Annotated in this window: 16 protein-coding genes; 9 read left to right on the forward strand and 7 right to left on the reverse strand. The window is 67.6% G+C overall.

Annotated elements, in window-relative coordinates; all coding sequences use genetic code 11:
• Window positions 1-53: 53 nt before the first annotated feature.
• Entirely contained in the window at window positions 54-710 is a 657-nt protein-coding gene (locus IM660_RS16985) for an LppM family (lipo)protein (RefSeq protein WP_193496962.1), read from the forward strand.
• A 30-nt stretch (window positions 711-740) separates the two neighbouring features.
• On the opposite strand, the gene IM660_RS16990 is transcribed toward IM660_RS16985, so the two are convergent.
• Window positions 741-1,412, reverse strand: a complete 672-nt coding sequence (locus IM660_RS16990) for a GntR family transcriptional regulator (protein WP_193496963.1) — start codon at window positions 1,410-1,412, stop codon at window positions 741-743.
• 220 nt (window positions 1,413-1,632) lie between these two features.
• Here IM660_RS16990 and IM660_RS16995 point away from each other — a divergent pair, with 220 nt between their 5' ends.
• The 5 genes from IM660_RS16995 (at window position 1,633) to IM660_RS17015 (ending at window position 7,269) form a co-directional block, all read left to right on the forward strand.
• Window positions 1,633-3,018, forward strand: coding sequence for an ABC transporter substrate-binding protein (locus IM660_RS16995; protein ID WP_193496964.1), 1,386 nt, complete (start codon window positions 1,633-1,635; stop codon window positions 3,016-3,018).
• Window positions 3,015-3,968 carry a carbohydrate ABC transporter permease gene (locus IM660_RS17000; RefSeq protein ID WP_193496965.1) on the forward strand — a complete coding sequence of 318 codons (954 nt, stop codon included), beginning with the start codon at window positions 3,015-3,017 and terminating at the stop codon, window positions 3,966-3,968. The genes IM660_RS16995 and IM660_RS17000 overlap by 4 nt, the downstream gene beginning before the upstream one ends.
• Window positions 3,965-4,948, forward strand: a complete 984-nt coding sequence (locus tag IM660_RS17005) for a carbohydrate ABC transporter permease (RefSeq protein WP_210769009.1) — start codon at window positions 3,965-3,967, stop codon at window positions 4,946-4,948. Before IM660_RS17000 ends, IM660_RS17005 begins: the two co-directional genes overlap by 4 nt.
• Window positions 4,949-5,011: 63 nt before the next feature.
• Window positions 5,012-5,941, forward strand: a complete 930-nt coding sequence (locus IM660_RS17010; RefSeq protein WP_193496966.1) for a dihydrodipicolinate synthase family protein — start codon at window positions 5,012-5,014, stop codon at window positions 5,939-5,941.
• Between the two features lie 107 nt (window positions 5,942-6,048).
• On the forward strand, window positions 6,049-7,269 hold the full coding sequence (locus IM660_RS17015) for a Fic family protein (protein WP_193496967.1): 1,221 nt from the start codon (window positions 6,049-6,051) through the stop codon (window positions 7,267-7,269).
• 176 nt (window positions 7,270-7,445) lie between these two features.
• On the opposite strand, the gene IM660_RS17020 is transcribed toward IM660_RS17015, so the two are convergent.
• Genes IM660_RS17020 through IM660_RS17030 form a run of 3 tightly spaced genes read right to left on the reverse strand, consistent with a single transcriptional unit; the run spans window position 7,446 to window position 10,743 of the window.
• Window positions 7,446-8,144 (reverse strand): GntR family transcriptional regulator, encoded by a 699-nt coding sequence (locus IM660_RS17020; protein WP_210769010.1) that lies wholly within the window; start codon window positions 8,142-8,144, stop codon window positions 7,446-7,448.
• Complete coding sequence (locus IM660_RS17025; protein ID WP_193496968.1) at window positions 8,141-9,250, reverse strand: sialidase family protein; 1,110 nt, start codon at window positions 9,248-9,250, stop codon at window positions 8,141-8,143. The genes IM660_RS17020 and IM660_RS17025 overlap by 4 nt, the downstream gene beginning before the upstream one ends.
• Before the next feature lie 50 nt (window positions 9,251-9,300).
• Window positions 9,301-10,743 (reverse strand): sulfatase family protein, encoded by a 1,443-nt coding sequence (locus IM660_RS17030; protein ID WP_193496969.1) that lies wholly within the window; start codon window positions 10,741-10,743, stop codon window positions 9,301-9,303.
• A gap of 128 nt (window positions 10,744-10,871) precedes the next feature.
• Here IM660_RS17030 and IM660_RS17035 point away from each other — a divergent pair, with 128 nt between their 5' ends.
• Window positions 10,872-12,782 (forward strand): right-handed parallel beta-helix repeat-containing protein, encoded by a 1,911-nt coding sequence (locus tag IM660_RS17035; protein ID WP_193496970.1) that lies wholly within the window; start codon window positions 10,872-10,874, stop codon window positions 12,780-12,782.
• A gap of 218 nt (window positions 12,783-13,000) precedes the next feature.
• Here the strand turns inward: IM660_RS17035 and IM660_RS17040 are convergent, their stop codons facing one another.
• Both IM660_RS17040 and IM660_RS17045 read right to left on the reverse strand, forming a co-directional pair.
• Window positions 13,001-14,449 (reverse strand): amidase, encoded by a 1,449-nt coding sequence (locus IM660_RS17040; RefSeq protein ID WP_193496971.1) that lies wholly within the window; start codon window positions 14,447-14,449, stop codon window positions 13,001-13,003.
• 78 nt (window positions 14,450-14,527) lie between these two features.
• Window positions 14,528-15,166 (reverse strand): hypothetical protein, encoded by a 639-nt coding sequence (locus tag IM660_RS17045; protein WP_193496972.1) that lies wholly within the window; start codon window positions 15,164-15,166, stop codon window positions 14,528-14,530.
• A 178-nt stretch (window positions 15,167-15,344) separates the two neighbouring features.
• On the opposite strand from IM660_RS17045, the gene tdh reads away from it, so the two are divergent.
• Both tdh and IM660_RS17055 read left to right on the forward strand, forming a co-directional pair.
• Window positions 15,345-16,400 (forward strand): L-threonine 3-dehydrogenase, encoded by a 1,056-nt coding sequence (tdh, locus tag IM660_RS17050; RefSeq protein WP_193496973.1) that lies wholly within the window; start codon window positions 15,345-15,347, stop codon window positions 16,398-16,400.
• 9 nt (window positions 16,401-16,409) lie between these two features.
• Window positions 16,410-17,645 carry a glycine C-acetyltransferase gene (locus tag IM660_RS17055; RefSeq protein WP_193496974.1) on the forward strand — a complete coding sequence of 412 codons (1,236 nt, stop codon included), beginning with the start codon at window positions 16,410-16,412 and terminating at the stop codon, window positions 17,643-17,645.
• Window positions 17,646-17,661: 16 nt separating this feature from the next.
• Here IM660_RS17055 and IM660_RS17060 read toward each other — a convergent pair whose 3' ends face one another.
• Window positions 17,662-17,871: a dodecin family protein gene (locus tag IM660_RS17060; protein ID WP_193496975.1), complete on the reverse strand. Its 210-nt coding sequence runs from the start codon at window positions 17,869-17,871 to the stop codon at window positions 17,662-17,664.
• Between the last annotated feature and the right edge of the window lie 116 nt (window positions 17,872-17,987).

Raw genomic sequence — 17,987 nt, forward strand, 5'->3', positions numbered from 1 at the left:
CACACCACAAGGCCGTGAACAGGCATCCAGGTGATGCTGGCACACTCTGCTGCGTGAAGCTGCTGCTGCGTCTACTCCTCACGCTCGCGAGCCTGCTGCTCCTCGCCGGCTGTTTCCGGGTGGAGGGCGATCTCACCATCGCCCCCGACGCGGCAACAGTCTCCGGGGAGGTGACGGTCGTCGTCAGCAGGGCGTGGGCGCAGGAGAACGGCGAGGACCTCGACGCGATGGTCTCCGGGATCGAGTCCGATCTCGCGGCCGCCCCGGATCAGGGGGTCACCGCGGAGCCCTACGACGACGGTGAGTACGCAGGCGTGCGGCTCACCCTGACCGAGACGCCGGTCGACCGACTGGAAGCCGCCACGAGCGGGGCATTGAGCATCACCTCCGACGATCAGGAGATCGCCGTGGTGGCCGGTCTGGGCAGCCTCGCCGAGGCCGATGCCGACGGCTGGGAGACGGACCTGTCGATCACCTTCCCCGACGGCGTCACCCGCCACGACGGGGAACGTGAGGGTTCCACGGTGACCTGGCACCTGAACGCCGAGGACTCCGCATTGCGGGCGACCGGCCCGATGCCCGGTGCCCGGGCTCCCTTCCCCTGGGTGACGGTGTCCGCAGGGCTGGTGCTGGTCAGTGGGGTGTCGTTCGCGCTGATTCAATGGCGGCAACGACGGCAGCGCGGATCGGCTCCGGTCGAGCGGGACTGAGGGATTCCCGGCGCCAGGCACGGGCGCAGCTCAGTCGACGGGGTCGGCCTCGCGACGAGCATCGCGCATCCGCCGGCTCGCCCCTTCCAGGTGGCTGTCGAGCTCCGCCAGCGCACGATCGAGGCGCCCGGACCGCAAGTCGCGCAGGATGACCGCGTGCGACTCAGCCGAGGGGTGCAGGTCGTCGTCGCGGGCTGTGGTGAGCGTGAGCAAGGTCAGGAATGTCGGCTCGTTCTCGCGCCACAGTGCGTGCAGCCGGCGATGCCCGGACATCTCGTAGAACAGGGAGTGGAACTCCAGGTCGGCCACGGCGAACGAACCAGCATCTGAGGCGTCCGCCGCTTGCCTCATCCGCTCCAAGGGCCGGTCGAAGGCGGACCAGTCCAGATCCTCCGCCTCCGAGCACAACCGCAGCGCGAACGATTCCAGCGTCCGGCGCAGGGAGAACATCTCCGCGACATCCTCCTCGGTGAGCCCCACGACGAAGGTGCCGCGCTGACGCGTCTCGACCAGCCCTTCCACTTCGAGCTTGCGCAGCGCATCCCTGATCGGTCCCCGGCTGACGCCGAAGTCGCGCGAGAGGTCCGCCTCCACCAGATGCACCCCACGAGTCAGGCGCCCGTCGACAATCAGGACGCGCAGGTCCCGGGCCACCTGCTCGCCGAGACTGGTCTGCTTCAAGGGCGTGACATCGAGCCCCATGAACGCACCCTTCCAATGTCACCGGTTGACGGAATACCGCGACTCTACACCGCCAAGCGTGCTCGCGATGCGGTCTCGGACCATCGCACGCTTCACGGTTAACCGACGACAGTTGACAGATAGCAATCAACGCCTAGGATGACTGCGAGGCCTACGGGTGACTACTGACCGATGACGGTCATACCGAGGAGCACCATCAACGATGAGGGAGCCGAAGCACATGAGAAGGAACCGACGAATCGCAGGAGCCGGCAGCGCTGTCGCAGCCTTGGCTCTGATCGCCGCCTGTGGCGGCGGAACCGGCGACGACCCCGAGACCAACAGTTCGGGTGCAACCGACGACGAGGTCACCATCAGCGTGATGGGACTGCCGCCCGAAACCAAGCCTGAGGAACGGGCACAGTTCCAGGCGGACATCGAAGCGTTCGAGACCGAGTACCCCCACATCACGATCGAGGCCTCCGACTACGAGTTCTCCACGGACACCTTCTCCGCCCGGCTCGCCGGTGGCGACGTCGATACCGTCCTGCGGGTGCCGTTCACCGAGGGCAACGCGCTCATCCAGCGCGAGCAGGTGGCCAACATCCAGACCGAGATCGACGCCCTGGAGCACGGCGATGATCTCAACCCGGCCGTCATGGACCTGATGTCAGACTCCAACGGCGACGCCTTCGGTCTCCCTGAGCGGGCCTACGCCGTCGGACTCCTGTACAACCGTGACCTGTTCGAGCAGGCGGGCCTGGATCCGGACGCCCCTCCGACGACGTGGGACGAGGTGCGCGAGGCAGCCCTGGCCTTGAAGGAGGTTGTCGACGTTCCCTACGCCGAGCTCACCGTCGACAACCAGGGCGGCTGGCACATCACCATGCTCACCTACTCCTACGGCGGCGTGCTGCAGGAGCAGCAGGGCGAGGAGTACGTGGTCACCTTCGACAATCCGGCGACCACCGAGGCGCTGACCATGCTGAACGAGATGCGCTTCGACGACGACGTCATGGGCACCCAGCAGCTGCAGGGACAGTCCGACGTGCTGCGCGATTTCGCCGCCGGTGAGATCGGGATGTGGATCGGCTCCCCGGACACCTTCAACGGCTACGTCAACAACTTCGACGGCGACCCGGAGCACTACGGCGTCGGGGCGATGCCGCAGGCCGGGGGCAATGCGACGCTCAGCGGCGGGTGGATCACCATGGTCTCCGCCACGGCCACCGACGCCGAGCGCGCCGCGGCGGTGACGTGGATGGACTACATGAACCTGCGCCCCCGCTACGACGTGGAGGTCGCCACCGAGCAGGCCGAGGCCGACGCCGCGGCCGGGGTCCCCGTGGGCGTGCCGGAGGTGCCGCTCTTCGACGAAGAGACCGCCGCCACCGTGAACGACGCGATCGCGGAGTACGCCACGTTCCCGGAGGGCAATGCCGACGGCTACGTGGAGGGCAACGCCACGATCGAGTACCGGCCCGAGCCGGCACTCGGCGGGCAGGAGCTGTACGCCGCGCTCGACCCGGTGATGCAGGCCGTGCTCACTGAGGAGGACGTCGACATCCAGGCACAGCTCACCGCTGCCGCCGAACAGGCGTCCGCGGCCATCCGACGGCTGCAATGACGACCACAGCCACGAACCGGGCCTCGGTCGACGGCGGGAGCTCACGCCCCGCCGTCGGCCGGCGGCCCCGCCGTCTGATCCGGTCACCGAAGCACTCGCTGCAGACGCTCGCCTTCTTTGCGCCGGGCGTGATCCTGTTCGGCTACTTCGCCTGGTGGCCGATGGTCAGCAGCGTGATCCTCAGCCTGCAGGAGACCAACCTCGTTGCCGAACCCAGCTGGGTATGGCTGGAGAACTACGCGTTCATCTTCACCGACCCGCTGCTATGGAAGGCCGTTCAGAACACCCTGCTGTTCGCGGGGATCTCGATCGTGCTCGGGTTCCCGCTCCCACTGTTCCTGGCCACCGTGATGTCCGAGTTCCGCCGGCTCGGCGGACTCTTCCGGGTACTGGTCTATCTGCCTGCGGCCGTCCCCCCGGTGGTCGCGGTCCTGCTCTGGAAGTGGTTCTACGAGCCGACACCGGACGGTGTCTTCAACACCATCCTCGGGACCATCGGCATCGGCCCGCTCCCGTGGCTCGAGTCGACCTCGTGGGCGATCCCGTCGTTGGTGCTCGCCGCCACCTGGAGTGCCGCGGGAAACACCGTGCTGATCTATCTGGCCGCGCTGACCTCCATCCCCACTGAGCTCTATGACGCAGCCGAGGTGGACGGTGCCGGCATCTGGCGCCGGGTCTGGCACATCACGCTGCCGCAGATGCGCGGGGTCATGCTGATCCTGCTGCTCGTTCAGATCATCGCCACGATGCAGACCTTCATCGAACCGTTCGTGATGACGGACGGCGGACCCCAGAACTCGACCGTCACTGTGCTCCTGCTCATCTATCGCTACGCCTTCAACTACGGCGACTACGGCGGCGCGGCAGCGCTGAGCGTGCTGCTGGCGATCGTGCTCGGCATCATCTCGGCGATCTACCTGCGCGTGACTCGAACCTGGAGCACCACATGACCACCACTTCCGACCGGCCGCAGGCCGACGAGCTCGCCGGGCAGGCGGCCCCGGCGCCGAAGAGCCGGCCCGGCAAGCGCCGGGCCCGCGCGATCGACGCGGACCTGCCCGACCGCGGGCTGCTCTCGGCGAGCGACCGCAGGCGCCCGTTGGTGCGCTGGACCATGACCCCGTTGCAGTGGGTGATGTTCATCCTGGTCACCGCACTCTCGGTGCTGCCGCTGCTGTGGCTCGCCAAATCGGCACTCTCACCCACTCAGGAGATCCTGCGCGAACCGTTCCGCCTCTGGCCCAGCGAGGTGCAGTGGAGCAACTTCAGCGAGGCATGGACCACGATGAGCGTGGGCCGGTACATGTGGAACACTCTCGTGCTGACCGGAGGGTCGGTCTTCTTCCAGGTGTTCGTGGCGGCCACGCTGTCTTTCGGCATCGCCGTGCTGCGGCCGGTCTACTCCAAGGTCGTCTACGCGCTGGTGCTGGCCACGCTGCTGCTTCCCCCGACCGTCTCGCTGATCGCGCTGTATCTGACGATCCTGGACCTGCCGTTGCTCGGGCTGAATCTGCAGAACACCGTCTGGGCAATCTGGCTACCGGCCGGCGTGCACGGCTTCAGCGTGTTGCTCTGCGTGCGGTTCTTTCAAGGCATCCCCCGCGAGCTGTTCGAGGCTGCACAGATCGACGGCGCCGGCCCATGGACCTTGTTCCGCCGCATCGTGCTTCCGATGTCACGGCCCATCCTCGCGGTGGTCTCTCTACTGGCGGTCATGAACTCGTGGAAAGACTTCCTCTGGCCACTGATCGCCGTCCCCGACACCGACCGCCGCCCGATCACAGTGGCACTGTCCATCGTGGCTCGGTCCGTCGAGGAGAACCTCCTCTTCGCCGGTCTCCTGATCGCCACGCTGCCGCCGGTACTGCTGTTCATCATCTTCCAGCGCCAGATCGTCCGCGGGGCCGGATTCACCGGCCTGAAGGGCTGACACCGGCACCGCCCGGGATGCGCACACCGACGCATTCCGCCACACCATCGAAGGAGGAAGCGCGTGTCCGCACCGCTGCGCACCGGGGACGATCTCACCGGCGTCTTCTGCCCCCTGATCACCCCGTTGGACCACGACGGCGCCCTCGATCGCCCCGCTTTGGAGCGGCACGTCGACCGTGTGGTCGCCGCCGGTGACGCCGTGATGGCGCTCGGCACCAGCGGGGAGCTGCCGATCCTCCCGGCCGTCGTGGCCGAGGAGGCGCTCGAGGTGATCGCCGCGCAACTGGACGGGCGCACCGCCCTGGTGTGCGGCGTCGGGGACGTGGGCACCGAGCGGACGCTGGCGAATGTGCGCCGGGCGAAGGCGGCCGGGGCTGACGTCGTCGCCGTGACCACTCCGTTCTACTACCCGGTGGGTGAGCCGGAGATGATCGCGCACTACCTCGAGGTGGCCGAGCACTCCGACCTCCCGGTGGCGATCTACAACATTCCGGTCAACACACACCTGCCGGTGACCCGTACCGTGGTGGAGCGGGTGGCGGCTCACCCCAACGTGATCGCGATCAAGGACTCGGGCGGGGACGCCGATCTGATGCGGTGGCTGCTCGAGACCCGCGCCGAGACGGGGTTGCGGGTGCTGCAAGGAACCGACGAGGCCCATGCCACGCAGCACTGGGCGTCCGGGATCGACGGGTATGTCTCCGGGCTGGAGAACCTCGCCCCGGGGACGATGCTGGATCTCGCCGACGCGGTGCGCTCCGGGGACGAGGCCGCGGCAGCGAGCGCCCAGCAACGCCTGGACACCATTCTGGGTGTGATGGAGCACGGCTTCTGGCTGAGCGTACTCAAGGAAGGGGCGGCGTTGCAGGGGATCGGCTCCGGGCGGGTGAGCCCGCCGCTGCCGCTGCTCAGTCTGACCGCACGCGCTCATCTGGACGAAGCGATCGCCACGCTCGGGTCGGAGGAGGCGGCGACGGCTCACCTCGCCTGATCTTCGTCGCCTCGATCTCGGCCTCCGTCGGACTGCCCCTGGCAGAGCACCCATCCTGCGATCTCTTATTGAAGGTTGTGAGCCTAAACTTCAATAAGGAGGTGAGAGTGAATAGTTCGACACCACGATTCCGCGGCGAGTGGCCAGCGCTCACGTACGAGGTTCACGACTGGAGGCCAGCCGACGCGACGCTGTTCTCCCACCGCCGGCGCCGGGCCGCGAGTGGGCCCTACGAGTCCGCTCTGATCCCGTCGATCGCGGACTTGCCTGTCCACCTCCCGTCCGAGCTGGCCACGGAGGCCGAGGAGGCGGCGGTAGAGATCGCGCGCTTCGACAACGCAGCCTCCGAGGTTCTCGGAGACCGGGAGATCGCCCCGATCAGCGCGGTGCTGATGCGCTCGGAGTCGGCGGCCTCGTCACAGATCGAGAACATCACTGTCGGAGCACGCCAACTCGCCCTCGCCCAGCTCGGTGAGGAGGCCAACGTGAACGCCCGCTTGGTGTCGGGCAACGTCTCTGCTATGCAGGCCGCGCTCAATCTCGCCGGCGAGATCTCCACGGGGACGATCCTGGAGATGCACGCTGCCCTCATGTCCAGGCAGTCACACCACGCCGGGGGCGAGTGGCGGACACAGCAGGTGTGGATCGGGGGTGACGCCGCAGGCCCACACCGAGCCGCTTTCGTCCCCCCTCATCACAGTCACGTCCGGGCTGCCATGGACGACCTGGTGACCTTCACGGCTCGCACCGATCTTCCCGCACTGGTGCATGCGGCGATCGCACATGCCCAGTTCGAGACAATCCACCCCTTCACTGACGGAAATGGACGCACGGGGCGGGCTCTCGTGCACGCCATGGTCCGGCGTTCAGGGCTCTCACGTCGAGTGACCGTGCCCATCTCCGCCGGACTGCTCACCGACACTGAGGCCTACGTTGCATGGCTGACCTCGTATCGCGAAGGCGAGCTGGCTCCCCTACTCGCAGGGATGATCGAAGCGACGTTCCGAGCACTGGCCAACGGGCACCGCCTTCTCACCGAGATCCATGAGATCAGCGCCCGGTGGCGGGGAGCGATCACCGCGCGTCGTGGCGCAGCCGCCTGGCGCACGATCGATCTGCTCATCGGCCAACCGGTCGTGACCGTGCGGTTCGTCCAGGCACAACTCGGCGTGTCCGCGCACACCGCGCAGACAGCCATCGACACGCTCGAATCGGCCGGCATCCTCACCCAGGCGGTCGCGGGGCGCCGTCGCAATCGCACCTGGCACGCGCGCGAGGTGACCGAAGCGCTCGACGCCTTCGCCGAGCGGGCGGGCCGGCGCAACTGAACCGCTCACAACGTCCACGCGGGCACCTCCACGGTGTGTCGGCCCGTGGCCACGGATAGTCGCGCCGTCCAGCCGCTACCGGAGGCGAGCCGCCCAGCATCCGGGCATCCCAGGCCCCTAGCCCCAGTCATCACCGAAGATGACAGGACGTTCGGCCGCCTTGCCATGGGGGCTCCTCAGCCAGGGTCCTGCTCGTCGTGGTGGGCGGCGCGGAACCGTTCCAGTCGGGCACGCGCCCCTTCCAGGTGGTCGACCAGCTCACGCTCGGCCGCCGCAACGTCCCCGGCCCGGACGCGCTCCAGGATCAGCCGGTGCGAATCGGCCGACGGATGCAGGTCTCGGTCCTGCGACGTGGCCACCTCGAGCAGGGCGGCGAATGTGGGCCGGTACCCGTTCCACACCCGCAGCAGCCTGCGGTGCCCGGCCACGTGATACAGACTGGTGTGGAACGCGAGATCCGCATGGGCGAAGGCCACGGCATCGCCGTCGTCGGCCGCCTGATCCAGTTCAGCCAGCCGGTCCTCGGCGGGGCTCCAGACAGGGTCGGCGGCGGCTGCGCACTCGCGCAGCGCGAACGTCTCCAGCGTGCGCCGCAGGGAGAACAGCTCGACGAGGTCCTCAGCCGTCAGGCCCACCACGGACAACCCCCGCCCCTGAACGGCCACCAGCCCTTCGGACTGCAGCGTCCCGAGTGCGTCGCGGACCGGACCGCGGCTGACGCCGAAGTCGGCCGAGAGGCTCGCTTCCACCAACCGGTACCCGGCCGGCAACTGACCGGTCACGATGAGCAGCCGCAACCGTGCGGCAACCTGATCGCCGAGTGCGTTGCGCTGCACCGGGGCAATGGTCACGCCAGTGCCGTCCAGGGCGCTCATGAGGTACTGGGGAGCCGGCTGCGGAAGTCGGCGAACCGGTGGAAGGTCAGGTAGTTGCTGTCGTGGAAGTTCTCGGCGCTTCCCTCGGAATCCTCATACGCCGTCCGGGAGACGAAGAGGATGTCCTCACCCTCGACCACCCAGTCCACGTACTGGAAGCCGTGGTCGACGTCGTCCTCATGCTCGAGTAAGACTGCACCCACCTGCCACGTGCGCAGGTCCGGCGACGTCACGTGGCACAGCACATGCCGCCCACGCAGTCCCTTGGCAGCACGTTCGGGGTGAGGCACATGGTTGACCAGCGAGTGGTAGCGCCCAGTGGGCTCGTCCCAGCGGATGGTGAACTTCGAGATGCCGCCGGGCATCGGCACCAAGTCGACCTCCGGGTCGAAGGTCATCGGACTGTCCGGGGTCGGCACACGCAACAGCGCGCTGTAGACGTGGTTCCCGGTACCGGGCTCGTCTACCCGCATCACGTTCATCATCTGACCATCGGACCCGACGACGGCATTGCCCTCCAACCATGCGTTCATCGTCCCGCCGAGCCAGCTCGGGTCGACCGCCTGAAACGGTGTGCTGGTCCAGTTTCTTGCGTCGAGCAGGTCCGAACCCACGGGGGCGGAGAACATCCCGGCACGGAAGGACCGACCCCACCGGCTCGTGTCTGTCACATCTTCGATGGCGCGCCACCAGCGCCCCTCATGCTCGAGGACCGGCGTGGGTGCGGTGTGGAAGGTCCCGGACTTGATCAGGCCGTTCGCCTCGTCGGTGGGCTCGGTCCAGGTGTGCCCGCCGTCGTCGGAGCGGCGGATCACGACGTTCCCGTACTGCCGGCTCGCCCCGATCGTCCAGACACTGCCTCCTGCGAGAAACAGCGTGCTCCAGAACTGGCCGGTTACGGTGGCGCGGTGGGTCCAGGTGGCGCCCTGGTCGGTGGAGCCGTAGATCATCTGGGTGTCGAAGTTCGTCCCCGGCCCGAACAGGTCATGGCCGGCGAGATAGTCGCCGTCGGGTAGCACGACGATCGACGGTGAGCCGACGTAGGCACGGCTGCTGGCCGGCGAATGGCCGACGACGGTTCCGGGGACGGTGGTGGCGACGGTCAACGGATACTCCTGGAAGTCTCGGGTGTGATGGGCTGGGGGTGCGGCGCTGGTCACGCCACGGTGTTGTGGGGACGTCGTTCGCCTCCGCGCGGCCCGGCTCGCCAGTGTTGGCGGACCTGCCAGTCGAGCAACGTGGCCGTGAGGTCGGCCCGGACATCGGCCAACGCCGGGTCCTCCCAGAGGTCGGCGTCTTCGCCTGGATCGGCCTCCAGATCGAACAGCTGCCCGTCGGGCGCGACGGGGTCGTGGTAGCGCACGAGCTTGTGGCGGCCCGAGCGGATCATGGTGGCCAGCAGCGGGGGGTCGAAGTAGGTGATCGATCTCCCGACGGCGACCCCTCCGTTGCGATAGGAGGAGGCCACGAAGGCATGGGGTTCAGTCTCGCCACTGGCGAGCAGGCGCAGGTCGAGCACGTTCTCCAGGTCGCCATGGTCCAAGCCGGCCGCACTGAGAACGGTTGCGGCTATGTCGGTCGGCAGGACAGGCTCGGGCACTCGGACGCCGTCGGGAACCTCGCCCGGATGACGGATGATCAGCGGAACCCTGACGCAGGACTCGTAGAAGAAGGCACCCTTGGTCATGCGCCCGCGGTCACCGAGCATCTCACCGTGGTCGCCGGTGACGATGACCAGGGTGTCCTCGGCAATGCCGAGTTCGTCGATGCGATCCAGCACCCGGCCGATCTCGGCGTCGAGCAGCGCGATGGAGGCGTGGTAGCCAACTCTGGCCGCCTCCAGGTCACCGCCGGCGACGTGCGCGGCCACGGTCTTGGAGTCGATCTCCCGCTGCAGACCACCGGGGATGCGTTCCGGCACCGGACGAACCGGAGGCAGGTCGCCCACGTGGGCGGCGAACTCCTCCGGGTAGTCGTCGAAGGGGTTGTGCGGGTCGAAGAAGCCGAGGTAGGCGAGGAATGGCTGCTGGGCTGCGGTGGTCTCGTCGATGAAGCCAAGGGCGCGATCGGCGATCCAGTGGCTCATGTGCACCTCGCGGGGGTAGTGCAGTACGCCGCGCCCCTCGGTGCGCAGCCGCTCCCGGAACTCCGGGTCCTTCTCGGCGAGCCAGGCGTCATAGGCGTGCAACGGAGACTCCATGTCGAGGCTGGCCTCGTTGCACCATTCATAGACGTCGAATCCGTCGCCCGGGTGGCGGTGTTCAGCCTCGTCGGCGCGGCCGCTGACGTGCAGTTTGCCGAACAGTCCGGTGCGATAGCCGACCTGGCGGAGGCGTTCGGTGAATAGCCCCTCGGACTCGGGAAGTGTGTCGTAGAGCTTCTCCACCCCGTGCTCGGCCACGTGCTTGCCGGTGAACATACTCGCCCGGCTCGGCGTGCACAGTGGCGAGGTGCAGTAGGCGGCGTCGACGACCGCACCCTGCTGCGCCAATCGATCCAAGTTCGGCGTATGACCGGCCTCGAAGCCATAGCAGGCGAGGGTGTCGAAGCGCTGCTGGTCGGTGACCACCAGAACGATGTTGGGACGGTCGGATGCCACGGCGCTCCCTCGCAGTCGACGGTTAACCGAACCGTATCGTCTTCAGTTGATCGTCGCAACGTTGACAGTTAACTGTCATCGGTTATCGTAGGTCGCGTCCTACTTCAACGACGAGGGAGCAGAAACCGATGGACGACCACACGTCTCGGCGCAACATCCTGGGAGCAGGTCTCGCCGGCCTGGCTGCAAGCACTGCAGCCGTCACACTGGGCGCACTACCAGCGGCCGCCGACCCCGGGAACGGCAATGGCAATGGCCATGGGAACGGGAACGGGAACGGCCAGGGCAACGGGAACGGCAACGGCGGAAATCCGCACGCAGGGAACTCCACGACGTCGTCGGTACTCAGCTGGGTGAGCATCCACGACTACAAGGATCAGGTCACCAATCAGGCAGACCCGGAGGAGGACTGGGACTGGACGGCTGCGATCCAGGCGGCGATCGATGAGAACGCCGGCCGTGTCATCTATTTCCCGAACAGCTCACCGCGCTACCTGGTGAGTGACTACATTGCCATGCGTTCGAACACGAGCCTGATCGGCGATGGCGATTCGCTCATCTACTTCACCATCCCGATCGAAGACACCGACGACATCCACGTGCGGGGCGGGTTCTTCCGGCTGCGCGAGCAGGCCGTGATGGACGACCCCACCGGCACCTTCTCCTACGACATCACCGTGCGCTCGCTGAGCTTCGAGTCCCTGGAGCAGCAGCGCAACGGCGTGTTCAAACTGGTCAACGCCCGCCGCGTGACCATCGCCGACTGCACCTTCGTCAACTGCGGAGCGGCGTTCGTCTGCCACGAACTCGAGATGAACAACTCCTACGTCCGCGCCAACGCCGGCGAAAGCGGAGATCCCGCAGTGGAGGCCGGCTTCTCTCCCGATTCCACCGATGACCTCTGCGAAGACATCTTCTTCGTCAACAACCACGTCGACGGCGTCGAGTACTTCGTCATGGCGCTACGCCTGAACTTCGTCAAGCGCGCCGTCATCACCGGCAACATCTGCCGGTTCGGTCAGATCTCCTGGTGGGGCGGCGGGGCCCGCAAGGGCGAGGGCGGAGAGAAGCACTTTCTGCGTCGCTGCCTGCAGTTCACGATCGCGAACAACTACCTGCACCAGAACAACGGCGCGATCTACGGAAACAACGGCTCCGAGATCACCGTCACGGGCAACATGTGCGAATACTCCATCGATACCGCGATCGATATGGAGGGCTGCCAGAATTTCACCGTCGACGGTAATACAGTGAAGTACGCAGGCAACTTCTGCTACAGCGTGTTTTATGGCTGCCGCAATGGTGTGTTCAGCAACAACGTCGCCATTCAGGGCCCAGCCGCAGCCAACATGGGCCCGGTGGGCCAGCAGAAGGGACTGGAGGTCTTCCGTCAGATCGCCAGCTTCGACGATGCCACACCGGAGCAGTACGCGATCCGCGGCAACACGTTCCGCTGGGACGGGGACACTGACTTCGGTGTGGTCCGCCTGGACAACTATGGCGACGTCACCATCTCGGACAACTACTTCGAGAACGTGATCATCGACGGCGTCGCGGGGCACAGCAAAGCGAACCAGTCGTTGGTCAACAACGAGTTCCGGTTCACCAACGCCAGCTCGGCGAACGACGTCTACATCGCGCTCGGCCGACAGTCCGTGGGCGGGCGCAGTTGCCTGGTGCGGGATAATCGCATCCAGATCGAGAACGCCGATGCTGCCGCCATTCCCATCATGGTGATCCAGCACCGGTCTGACTCGGCCGCAATGAGCCTGATCGACCGGAACGTGATCGATGCGCAGACAGACATCGCCATCGCGTACGGCGACCTGCGCACGGGTACCCGCAATGACGGTCAGGCCTTCACGATGCGCGAGAACGTCCTGGCGTCCGGCAGCATCGCCAACCTCAGCCGAGGCGGGAAGACGGATGTGCTGCTCGAGAGCAACCGGGACTGGGACCTCGGGGAGGCCGCCTGGGTCGAGGAGCCGGACACTGAGCGCTACACGAGCCTGAAGACCGGCCTGTCCGTGATGGGCTAGTTCGCGACTGGGGTCGGGCGGGGCGTGGCACCGTACCTCGCCGCCCGACCCCTCGAAAGGAGATGGGAGCACGTCACCAGAGGTCGGTTGGTCGAGGAGTACGCGTACGGGCCCGAGGACCTAGCGATCCGGTCCCACGGGTCCAAGGTTTGACCCTGACAACGCTAACGGGTGCAAACTTTCGGCCCCTGGGATGGTGTGGGGGCCACCCGAGGGTCTCACCCCACCGGCGGCCGCCGGCCGGACCACGGCAGTGCCTCCTCCAACGCCGCCGCGAGCGCGAGCAGCCGCTCCTCCGCACCCAACCCCGCCCCCAGGGCGACGCCGAACGGGAGGTCAGGGCCGCCGTCCGGGGAATCGGGCGCCCAGTGCACAGGCAGGGAGATCGCCGGCCAGCCGAGGATGTTCCAGGTACTGGTCCAGGGCGTGAAGGCACACTGCGCCCAGAAGTCACCCTCGGGGTCGGCGTCGTCACGGATGGACCCGATCGGCGCCGGCGGCTGCGCGAGCGTGGGCATACAGATCACATCGAACTCCACCCACGCGGTCGCGGTCTGCCGCGTGAGCCGCTGCCCGGCGCTGATCGCACCCGCGTAGGCGAGCCCGCTCACACCCCGCCCGCGCTCGCGCATCCACTGGGTCAGCGGCACCAGCAGGTGCTCAGCCTCCTCGGGCAGCGGCGCGCTCGCGGCCATCACCGACCACACGTCCAGGAACGGGGTCCACTCCTCGGCCGCGAACGGCACCGGCGCTTCGCTCACGTGGTGGCCCATCGCCTCCAGCGCCCGGGCGGTCTTCTCGACGGCGGCCCTCGCCTGCTCGTGCACCGGCGCCTCGGGCGTGATGAACGGTGTGGTCACGACTCCCACGCGCAGTCCCTGCTCGCGGCGTTCACAGGCGTCGAGGAAGGAGGTCTGCGGCCCCGGAAGCAGCGCCGAGTCGCCGGGCCACGGGGGGCTGAGGAGATCAAGTGCGAGGGCGGTGTCACGCACGTCCCGGGTGAGCACACCCTGCGTGGCCAGCGCCGGCCCGTCCACCCCGAACGGTCCGGTCGAGACCCGCCCGCGGCTGGCCTTGAGACCAACGAGCCCGCACGCACTGGCGGGGATGCGGATCGAGCCACCGCCGTCGCTGCCGTGCGCGATCGGGACGATCCGTGAGGCGACGGCGGCCGCGGCGCCCCCGGAGGATCCACCGGCGGACCGGGTCAGGTCCCACGGGGTGCGGGCCGGGGGTGCGACCTCGGGCTCGGTGTAGCAGGGCAGACCGATCTCGGGGGTGTTGGTCTTGCCGATCATGACGGTGCCTGCCTCCCGGAATCGGATGACCAGGCCGTCGTCGACGGGGGCGACGAAACCGTCCAGGGCGGCGCTCCCGGCGCGCATCGGCACGCCGGCCACCATCGTCAGGTCCTTGATCGGCAGCGGCACCCCGAGCAGGGGATACGCACGGGCCACCTCCTCGGGTGAGGACTCCTCGAGGAGGCGAGCTGCGTCGTCGGCGTGGGCCCGGGCGAGATCGGGCGCGCGGGTGACGAAGGCACCCACCCGTTCGCTCAGCGCGTCGGCGCGGGCTTCGGTGTGGGCGAGCACCTCGGCGGGCGAGGTCTGGCGGGTGCGGATCGCGGTGGCGAGTTCACGGGCGGTCAGATCGTGCAGATCGGCCATGGCACGAGCCTACGCGCCGAGCCACGTTCCAGGCACGGATGGCGGTGGGAACGTCGGTTCGTGTGCATGGCAGGGTGATCAGGCGATCCCGGGGCGAGATGCACGTGAACGCCGCACGTACCACCAGACCCCGCCACCGACGACCATCCCGACCCCGAGCATCCCCAGTCCGATCGCCAGGAACACTCCGAACACGGTGCCGAACAGTCCGGAGAAGAAGGCAGGCAAGTCGTCACCCTCGGTGACGACGGCGGTAGCCCACGGGGTGGAGTCCGGGTTGGCGAGCTCTGGGACGTCGATCGTGTACTCACCGGCGACGCTCGTACGGAAGGTGTGCACACCTTCCGCGGAGACCCCTCCGATGGTGGAGGTGCTGGCCGGGGCGGGGAGCCCGGGCAAGATCGTGCCCATCGCGTCGGTGACCGTCGGGTCCTCGCTGAGCGCAGCGGTGGCGTTGCTCGGGAACGCGAGGTAGACCGTGTACGCGGTGTCGGTCTCCAGGGTGAGGGTCACACTGCCAGGCACATCGGTGCCGCCGACCGCGTCCGGCCCCGGTGAGCCGTCGGAGTCGACGATCCCGAGCGGGAGCACCGAGAGGAACAATCGCACCACGAACACCGCGAGCACCGCGGTGACGACCAGCAGACCGATGCCACCGAAGGTGAGGATCTTCGGGCCGGTGGTCGAGGTCTTCGCGGGCGGGGCAGGGTAGGTCACTCCTCCACGCTAGCCCGTGCCACTGTCAGCGCCCATGGGTAGCAGTTCCCGACGACAGGATCGTCCACCACCACCCGGCCCGTTCCACCTTCCATTCCCCTGCCTGGCCGGAATCGGACGACGACCCGGACCCTTGATAGCGTTCCACTATCTGGACAACCCAGGAGGAACGCCAAGAATGAAGGCCCTGTACAAGACCGGCCCCCACCCCGGGCTGGAGCTCGTCGAGCGACCCGAGCCCGAGCCCGGCCCGCACGAGGTGAAGATCCGTGTGCACACCACCGGCATCTGCGGCACCGACCTGCACATCCTCGACTGGGATCACTGGGCCGCCTCGATGGTGACGTCCCCGCTGATCCCCGGGCATGAGTTCTACGGTGAGGTCGTCGCGGTCGGAGACATGATCCACGACGTCGAGGTGGGTGAGCTGGTCTCCGGTGAGGGGCACATCGTGTGCGGAATGTGCCGCAACTGCCGGGCCGGCCGGCGGCAATTGTGCATCCGGACCATCTCGGTCGGCGTGCAACGCGAGGGCGCCTTCGCCGAGTACGTGGTGATCCCGCAGGAGAACGTGTGGTCACACACCCGCGAGGGAGGCCACGCCGTCAGCCCGGAGCTCGGCGCGATCTTCGACCCCTTCGGCAACGCAGTGCACACCGCGCTGAAGTTCCCGGTGGTCGGCGAGGATGTGCTGATCACCGGCGCCGGGCCGATCGGACTGATGGCGGCGGCGGTGGTGCGCCACGCCGGTGCCCGCTACGTCGCCATCACCGACGTCTCCCCCGAGCGGCTGGCACTGGCCGAGAAGATGGGCGTGGATCTGGCGCTGAACGTCTCCACCACTCCGGTCAACCGTGCCGAGGAACTGCTGCACCTGCGGGAAGGCTTCGACGTCGGGCTGGAGATGTCGGGCCACCCCAGCGCCCTGCCGGAGATGATCACCGTGATGAACCACGGCGGGAAGATCGCCATCCTGGGGCTGCCGAGCGAGCCGATCGACATGGACTGGTCGCTGGTGGTCACCCAGATGCTGACACTGCAGGGGATCTACGGGAGGGAGATGTTCGAGACGTGGAACGCGATGAGCTCGATGCTGCAGACCTCCGAGTGGCTGCTCGACGCCGTCACCTCGGTGGTGACCGACCGGCTCCCGGCGTCGCAGTGGGAAGCGGGGTTCGCGGCCGCGAAGTCGGCCACGAGCGGCAAGGTCGTGCTGGACTGGACGAGGTTGTGAGGAGCACCGATGTACACGATCGCTGAGGATCTGCGCGCCGAGCTGGACGAACTGCGCTCGGCCGGGCTGTACAAGCACGAACGCGCCATCGCCTCGCCCCAGTCCGCGCACGTGCTTGCTTCCCCTCCCGACGGCGACCCTTCCGCCGTCGGGGATGGCGCACCTGCGGAAGTGCTGAACTTCTGCGCGAACAACTACCTCGGGCTCGCCGGGCATCCGGACATTGTTGCCGCAGCCCACCGGGCCCTGGACGAGCGCGGATTCGGGATGGCATCGGTGCGGTTCATCTGCGGCACCCAGGATCTGCACCTGGAGCTGGAGCGACGGGTCTCGCAGTTCCTGGGCACCGAGGGCACGATCCTGTTCGGCTCCTGCTTCGACGCCAACGGCGGGGTCTTCGAGACGCTGCTCGGTGCCGAGGACGCAGTGATCTCCGACGAGCTCAACCATGCCTCGATCATCGACGGGATCCGGCTGTGCAAGGCGACACGGTACCGGTACTCGAACCGGGATATGGCTGATCTGCGGGCGCAGCTCACCCGGGCGAAGGAGGGTGGAGCGCGGCGGATCCTGGTGGTCACGGACGGCGTGTTCTCCATGGACGGCTACGTGGCCCCACTGGCCCAGATCTGCGATCTGGCCGAGGAATTCGGTGCGCTGGTGATGGTGGATGACTCCCACGCCGTCGGGTTCATGGGGCCGACAGGGGCGGGGACTCCGGAACATGCCGGCGTCTCTGACCGGGTTGACCTCACCACAGGAACCTTCGGCAAGGCGCTAGGTGGCGCATCCGGCGGTTACGTCTCCGGGCGGGCCGAGATCGTGGAGCTGCTGCGCCAGCGGGCCCGACCGTACCTGTTCTCCAACTCCCTCGCCCCGCCGATCGTCGCCGCGACGCTGACGGCACTGGACCTGGTGGCGGCCTCGGGTGAGCTGCGTGAGCGGCTGGGATCCAACGCCGCGCTGTTCCGCGAGCGCATGAGCGCCGAGGGCTTCGACCTGCTTCCCGGGGAGCACGCCATCGTGCCGGTGATGTTCGGCGACGCCGCGCTCGCCGCCCGGATCGCCGACGCCATGCTCGCCCGCGGGGTGTACGTGACAGCGTTCAGTTTCCCCGTGGTGCCGCGCGAGAAGGCACGTATCCGGGTGCAACTCTCGGCCGCACACTCAGCCGAGGATGTCGAGGAGTGCGTCGCGGCGTTCGTGGCGGCGTTCGTGGCGGCGCGGGATGCCGTACAGAACTGACGGGCTCCAGCGATGCTCAGTCGTCCAGGACGAACGTGACCTCGAGGACCACCTGGTAGGCGGTCACCGCGCCATCGGTCACTTCGACCTTCTGCTCCTTGATCCACGCACCGGAGACGTTCCGCAAGGTGGCGGAGGCACGCGCGATACCTGCCTCGACCGCGTCGTCGAAACTGACGTCGGAGCGGGCGCTGATCGTGGTGATACGGCCGACAGATGCAGTCATGGATGTTCTCCTCGTCGAGAGCGACGTCGCGTCAGTGCGACGTCGTCATCTTCACCCGGACTGGTGTGCACCGCAACCGAAGATGGACGAGCACGCACCCACCCTCGCCACCGGGT

It is taken from the genome of Ruania alkalisoli, from assembly GCF_014960965.1.
In the GTDB taxonomy this organism is placed as follows: domain Bacteria; phylum Actinomycetota; class Actinomycetes; order Actinomycetales; family Beutenbergiaceae; genus Ruania; species Ruania alkalisoli.

Coding starts and splice junctions, on each gene's coding strand:
- IM660_RS16990 (WP_193496963.1), bottom strand. CDS start 1,412: ATGGGGCTCGATGTCACGCCCTTGAAGCAGACCAGTCTCGGCGAGCAG.
- IM660_RS16995 (WP_193496964.1), top strand. CDS start 1,633: ATGAGAAGGAACCGACGAATCGCAGGAGCCGGCAGCGCTGTCGCAGCC.
- IM660_RS17000 (WP_193496965.1), top strand. CDS start 3,015: ATGACGACCACAGCCACGAACCGGGCCTCGGTCGACGGCGGGAGCTCA.
- IM660_RS17005 (WP_210769009.1), top strand. CDS start 3,965: ATGACCACCACTTCCGACCGGCCGCAGGCCGACGAGCTCGCCGGGCAG.
- IM660_RS17020 (WP_210769010.1), bottom strand. CDS start 8,144: ATGAGCGCCCTGGACGGCACTGGCGTGACCATTGCCCCGGTGCAGCGC.
- IM660_RS17035 (WP_193496970.1), top strand. CDS start 10,872: ATGGACGACCACACGTCTCGGCGCAACATCCTGGGAGCAGGTCTCGCC.
- IM660_RS17040 (WP_193496971.1), bottom strand. CDS start 14,449: ATGGCCGATCTGCACGATCTGACCGCCCGTGAACTCGCCACCGCGATC.
- tdh (WP_193496973.1), top strand. CDS start 15,345: ATGAAGGCCCTGTACAAGACCGGCCCCCACCCCGGGCTGGAGCTCGTC.
- IM660_RS17055 (WP_193496974.1), top strand. CDS start 16,410: ATGTACACGATCGCTGAGGATCTGCGCGCCGAGCTGGACGAACTGCGC.
- IM660_RS17060 (WP_193496975.1), bottom strand. CDS start 17,871: ATGACTGCATCTGTCGGCCGTATCACCACGATCAGCGCCCGCTCCGAC.